This window comes from Nocardia sp. NPDC003345 (assembly GCF_053589395.1).
In genome coordinates this window covers 1-5,658 of record NZ_JBSFRU010000383.1, presented here as the reverse complement: position 1 = coordinate 5,658, position 5,658 = coordinate 1, and the positions used below count along the sequence as shown (strand labels likewise).

Sequence of the window (5,658 nt, the reverse complement as noted above, 5' to 3'; positions counted from 1 at the left end):
CTCACGTATACATCACGGCGTAGCTGCTCCTGATTCTGAAGGGCCTCGGCGAAACGTTGCCCCAAAGAGCAACCCGGGGCTGCCGCGTTGCTCGAAATCACCACTATCGGCCGGCCCTCTCCGGATACGGCCAACCGGCGGATATCACTGTCGTTCGAGACCACTCGGGCGAACATTTCCGGTGAAAGCGCCATGATCGAACCATCCGCAGTGTTGTCCCCGTGTAGTGAAGACGGGGATACGTCCGCGTTGACATAGAAGACATCCAGCTCGGGATCCGAATCGGCGTGAAGTATTATCGGCCTTTTCGATGGCCAAGCCGATAGGGACGCGTGAAAATCTTTTACCTCGTTCCCTGACCGGGAGTAGGTGCCGAGGAGATCGAAGGACGGCGGGAATCTAACTCTTTTGAAGAATGCGGCCTGTCCCCGCGTCGAAGAGAACGACACACCGGTCAGGACATCCGTCGAACGCCCCGGGCCGTCGAAATGTTTGCTGTAGAGACGCTCCTTTCTGATATCTCCGGTGAAAAAGGCCAGTTCAATACCCCGTGTCGCGTCCCGGCCGGTGACAGGTTCCCCGGAAACCGGCGGGGGAAGTGCTGTCGAACGCCCCCATGACTCGGACTCGTCCCACCGCGTCCTGCCCTCCGATATCCGGTCGACCTGCAAGAATTCATCGGTCGCTCGGACGATTGCGGCCCGCGTCCCGCGAATCACGTCTTCGGCCAGGAAATGACTGAACTTTCCGGTGGCGTCGATCAGCGGTTTCCCCAGAAGTAATCCGATCTCCACCGGCGATCGAATCCCCTCGAGCCATCTGGACATCGACTTTTCCCTCCCCTTTCGGCCGAGTACTCGGCTGGATGTTTCGTGTGATTCGGCCGGACCGCCTGGCCCGGTGTATCACTGTCCTGCCGCAGCCGGACATATAGTCGCGCCTCCATCGATGCCCCCAAAACAATTGGCATCGGCTCGAATCCACGATGACATGAGCGGCCGTAGAGATAGGCACGGCAGTGTTCTCGGCGACACGCCGGGAGCAAGCGCTACGAGCTGGACCATCGCAGGATGCACGATGCAGCGGGGAATGGGCTACGGCACGAACAGTTTTCGACCCCGATGCCCAGACCAGTATGTATCTTTTCCGCTACTCCGAGGAAGGAGGTCATCTGCACTGGCGAGTTGTCGATGTCGGCTCCGCCCTCGACTGCGCGAACCGGCACGGCGTACCGGTGGACGTTGCCCGCGAGATCGACTGCGGTCACTGACGAGCGAGTAGGGCCCGGGTGGCTCGGTTCTTGACGGAAGACCGTCGCCACTCCGTAGAACGGGAATCCCACCCACGCCCCACCGGCCCGAACGTTCCCAACACCTTGCCGGGACCGTTCGGGCTACCGGGATCGACTGCGAGCGATCGGAATCAGCCACCGCGGGCGAATGTCCCACGGAGGGGACGCGGGATGGTACCGAGGGCGATATCGCGCGGTTCGCCTTCGATATCACGCAGCAGCCATGTGTAGTAGGCCGATAAGCCACGGAGTCCGATGCGGCGCCGCATCTGCCGGTTCAGCAGCGCCCATTCCCGCTCGGAGATCAGCGGCAGCACTTCGGTTTCCTCGTGCTCGAGGTGACCGTGCAACACTTCCGACAGAACGGCGACACCGGTTCGAACGGTTTTCGGGACTCCATTCTGGAAACCAGTGTTCACCCGAGCGATCAGCGGATCGATGCTCCCGTGTTCGGCTTCCATCGCGTCGATCAACCGCGCGGCGACGCCGCGGCGCCGAAGACTCGGCCACAGGACGGTGTCTTCGGCGGTGTGGTGGGTGATCAGCTGCCGGCAGAACTGGTCCCAACGCTCCCGCTCCGGGGCCAGCGTAAGCGCCCGCAGGTCGCGCCGGAACGCGTTATGGGCCGCGTACATCATTGCAAGGTCTCGGTCCGCCATTGCGGAACCTCCTGGCGATCGATCGGATGGGCGCAGAGGCGGCGGCGCACCGGGACAGAACGTGCCGTGGCAGCGAGGCCGACCGCCTGCCGACGCCCGCCCGGTGGGGTTACCCACGCGCCGCCGCTGCTGCCGTTCTCCATATTTGCGCTGTCTCGGAGACGTACTCGGAGAAGTCCTTCGGGTCGCGCCCCAACGCTCGACGCACCCCATCGGCGAGGCCGGAATTGCGTCCGTCCAGCAGGGTGCCGAACAGGTAGTCCAGCAGTGCCACCATTTCCGGCGGCAACTGCGCTTCGGTGAGACCGGTAACGAAATCGGCGCGTGATATCGGTACGAATGCGATCGGGCGGCCCACAGCGGCTGCGATTTCCGCCGTTGCCTCGGCGAAGGTCAGAGCACGCGGACCGGTGAGTTCATAGAGCCGACCATGATGCCGCTCGTCGGTCAGTGCCGCCATGGCGACATCGGCTATATCGTCAGCGTGCACGAACGGTTCGGGTGTGTTCCCGTTGGGCAGGGCCACCTCACCGGCCAGAATGTAGTCGACCAGCGCGCCCTCACTGAAGTTCTGGGCGAAGAAGGCACACCGGACAATGGTCCACGCCAGTCCCGATTCTCGGACTATGTCCTCGCATACGACCGCCTCGGGTTCGCCGCGGCCGGACAGGAACACCACCGAGGCGACCCCCGCACGGGCAGCCGCATCAGTGAAGGCGCGAATGACATCCGGAGCACCGGGAACCGAGACATCGGGCTGGAACGCGATGTAGACGCTGTGCACGCCGTCCAGCGCCGCCGCCCAGGTGCCGGGATCCTCCCAATCGAACGGGATATCGGCCGCGCGGGAACCGACCCGCACGGCGTGCTGCTCGGCACGCAGCCGCGCGACCACACGTGAGCCGGTTTTGCCCGTACCGCCTGTGACGAGAACGAGGCGCTGGCCCGAGATGCCGGTATCTGTCATGAATGTTCTCCTTTTGCTGACGATGAGAGGTGCGAGGTGAGGTCGCCACGCGATCGCGCACCGTCCGAGACGGCCGCGGCGAGTGTGGTCTTCGCCTTCGGCTCCGTTCGGTCCCATGTTGTCGATCGGAACCGTCCGATAACGCTTGCGCCCTGGCACTCCGTGACCTGCACGGTGTCCACTGTCGGTGAATAGGTGCGCACAGGACATCGGTGACCGGTGAGGCCCGCTTCGGTGACCACCTAAATGCTGCGGACAAGAGGTGGCAGCCGGCACCCACCGCGGTTTCGTCGTTGGTGGATCAGGTCGCGGCTTCCGGGTTCATTCCCCGAGCGCTTCGAACATCCGGTGAGCGATATCGTTGTGCCGTATCCGCTGCCATCTCCGAACCCCGGACTCCGCCTCGCCAACGGGAACGCACTCCCACTCGGTGATGCCGGCGTGGTCCACCTCGACGATCGCGCATCGCAGCGGGGCGCGCTGGAAGTACAGTTCCGCTGCGATGATGGAAGAGCGGTGGCAAACCAGGATCACCGTTTCGCTCGGATGACTTTCGGCAATGCGCTCGAGGCACTCCCCCATCTGCCGAACCCCTGCCGACCGGCGGTCGATGCTGTGCCGGTCCGGTGCGCGGTCGGGGGCGGGCAGATCGTAGGAAAGGGGCAGGTGCAGCGCTGTCGCGACGAGCCGCGCGGTCTGCACCGCGGAGGTGAGAGGCGTCGAATACACGGCGCTGATCGCTTCCTGTCCGATTACCAGGCTGTTGGCCACGCCCATGGCCTGACGGTATCCACGAGGGGAGAGTCCCGGCCCGCCATGGGGCCCTTGTATATCGTCACGAGCATGATCGCCTGTCGCCCCGTGGCGGACCATGATCACCCGTACGCCCCGGCTCCGTCTACGACCGGCCGTATCGCACCGCGGGGCGGCCTCGACCGGGACCCGGTCCGTAGGCCGTGCGGTATGACCGTCCACCACGGATTCGGCGGCGGAGAGGTCGTTGTCGAGCCGGTGCCGGCCACACCTGTGATCGAGATCAACCTGCGCTGTCGATCCTGTAGGTGGCAGTACTTCCATCATCGCAAACCATTCCTGTAGGCGCCGGCCTCGGGAGCAGGCTTCAGCGTGGCCGGCGAATTCGTGACGGCGGGGTCCCGGGCCGGGTGGAGGCCGGCCTCGGAGAGCAGGTGTCCGATTCGAAGCGACCGGCCGGCCTCCTCGCCGGTGCCACCAAACCGCTCTGGGGTGTGGCTTACGGCCACGACGAGCAAGAACCCCTCGATCCCGCTACGCCGAAACCGGTGACCACCGACAGGTCGACCATCGTCGAATAGGTACTAGTAACGCATCGGCAAACCGCGGATTTTCCTTAGGTATGCGCGGCCGAAAAGGTCCAAACGATTCGCGACCACTGCTGCGCGCTGCGGCTGTACCCGATCGAAGTTCCCGCGCAGGCGCGGCCCGGCGCCGCCGTCCCGGTGGCTACCCTCCTACGAGTTGCCTCATGGCTACCGCCTCCTACCGCTGTTCCATGTACCGGAAGAGGCGCATCCGCGAACGCCGGCGGACTACTTGTGCCCGGCCCGGGCGCGCTGCCGTCTCCGACGCCGCGGCCGAACAGTGACCGCTGCCGAGCGGATGCGGAATCAGCTGCCCATCAGCGATTCCCGGAGCCGAGAGGGGACGTGTTCGGCGATCTCCTCGCGCGAGGTCACACCGAGCTTGTGCAGGATACTCGCGACCTGTGCGTCGATGGTTCTGATGGATCTCCCCCTGCGTGCGGCGATGGAGCCATTGGTCCGTCCCGCGGCTACCAGGACAGCCACCTCCTGCTCTGTCCGCGTCAATCCGGTCCATTGCGCAGCACCTTTGCGGCGATGATCCGGCGGGGGCGCGAGGGTCAGTTTGCGTAGCGCCAGTTTCTGGACTTCGTCGAGTTCCGGCCGCAGGCGCACGCCCCGGGCTTCCGCTGCGCCGTAGGCCTCGGCGCCGAGCACTCGACGGGCGATGGCGATGGCGTTCGCCGATTGGTCGGCGAACGGACCCAGCGCGTCGATATTTATGCCGAGTTCGGTGCGCAGTGTCGTCAGTCCGCCGACAAGGTGGGCGATATCGGTTGCCAAACCGAGCGCGCGGGCGCGGTCGTGATCGGATTCGGCCGACCTGTCGCTGAGGACCCGAGCCAGCGACCAGATACGAAACTGGACTGCCCACATTCCGGACCACCGGTCGCCGGCAGTGAGTTGGTACGCCAGCGACTCCTTCTGGAGGAGCAGGGCCGCGACGGGATCACCATGGTTTGTCAGAACAACCGAGCGAGCGAGGCCGGCCCACGACTTCTCCCACAACGCGCTGGAAGCGTCCGCGCGATGGGCGAAACGCCGGGAGATCTCGTGAGCACGGTCCGCGGCGCCCAACAAGCCCGCGGCGATGGTTGCGAGTTGTTCGCTCAACCATCCGGAAACGTATTCGCCGAGCACGTCGAACTTCGCCCGAGCACGGCACAGGACGTCCACAGCACGGGCATCGCGGCGCGCGAACAGTTCCAAGCCCCAAGCGTATTCGACCGGCGCGGGCAGTCCGATATCGCTCTCCGCCCGGTCACGCCAATTCGCCCGGACACTCGGATCGAGCGGCCAGCGGCTCACGCACTCGTCGAGCATCTGTGCGGCGTCGTCGGGCAGGCCTTGCGTCAGGGCCAGCCAGGAATTACCGGTGAGCGCATCGATCTGCAGCTTGGT

At 64.9% G+C, this 5,658-nt stretch carries 6 protein-coding genes; 1 reads left to right on the top strand and 5 read right to left on the bottom strand.

What is annotated here, in order from left to right; genetic code table 11:
* The 4 genes from ACWDU1_RS28655 to ACWDU1_RS28640 form a co-directional block, all read right to left on the bottom strand.
* Positions 1 to 827 (bottom strand): hypothetical protein (locus ACWDU1_RS28655; protein ID WP_450003202.1); only part of this gene is annotated, 827 nt, incomplete at its 3' end.
* Positions 828 to 1,422: 595 nt separating this feature from the next.
* Positions 1,423 to 1,950 (bottom strand): hemerythrin domain-containing protein, encoded by a 528-nt coding sequence (locus ACWDU1_RS28650; RefSeq protein WP_450003201.1) that lies wholly within the window; start codon positions 1,948 to 1,950, stop codon positions 1,423 to 1,425.
* A 109-nt stretch (positions 1,951 to 2,059) separates the two neighbouring features.
* Positions 2,060 to 2,917, bottom strand: a complete 858-nt coding sequence (locus tag ACWDU1_RS28645) for an NAD(P)H-binding protein (protein WP_450003200.1) — start codon at positions 2,915 to 2,917, stop codon at positions 2,060 to 2,062.
* Between the two features lie 321 nt (positions 2,918 to 3,238).
* Positions 3,239 to 3,790 carry a histidine phosphatase family protein gene (locus tag ACWDU1_RS28640; protein ID WP_450003204.1) on the bottom strand — a complete coding sequence of 184 codons (552 nt, stop codon included), beginning with the start codon at positions 3,788 to 3,790 and terminating at the stop codon, positions 3,239 to 3,241.
* Positions 3,791 to 4,104: 314 nt separating this feature from the next.
* On the opposite strand from ACWDU1_RS28640, the gene ACWDU1_RS28635 reads away from it, so the two are divergent.
* On the top strand, positions 4,105 to 4,251 hold the full coding sequence (locus ACWDU1_RS28635) for a hypothetical protein (protein ID WP_450003198.1): 147 nt from the start codon (positions 4,105 to 4,107) through the stop codon (positions 4,249 to 4,251).
* A gap of 312 nt (positions 4,252 to 4,563) precedes the next feature.
* Here the strand turns inward: ACWDU1_RS28635 and ACWDU1_RS28630 are convergent.
* On the bottom strand, positions 4,564 to 5,658 hold a 1,095-nt coding region (locus tag ACWDU1_RS28630; RefSeq protein WP_450003196.1), incomplete at its 5' end, for a helix-turn-helix transcriptional regulator.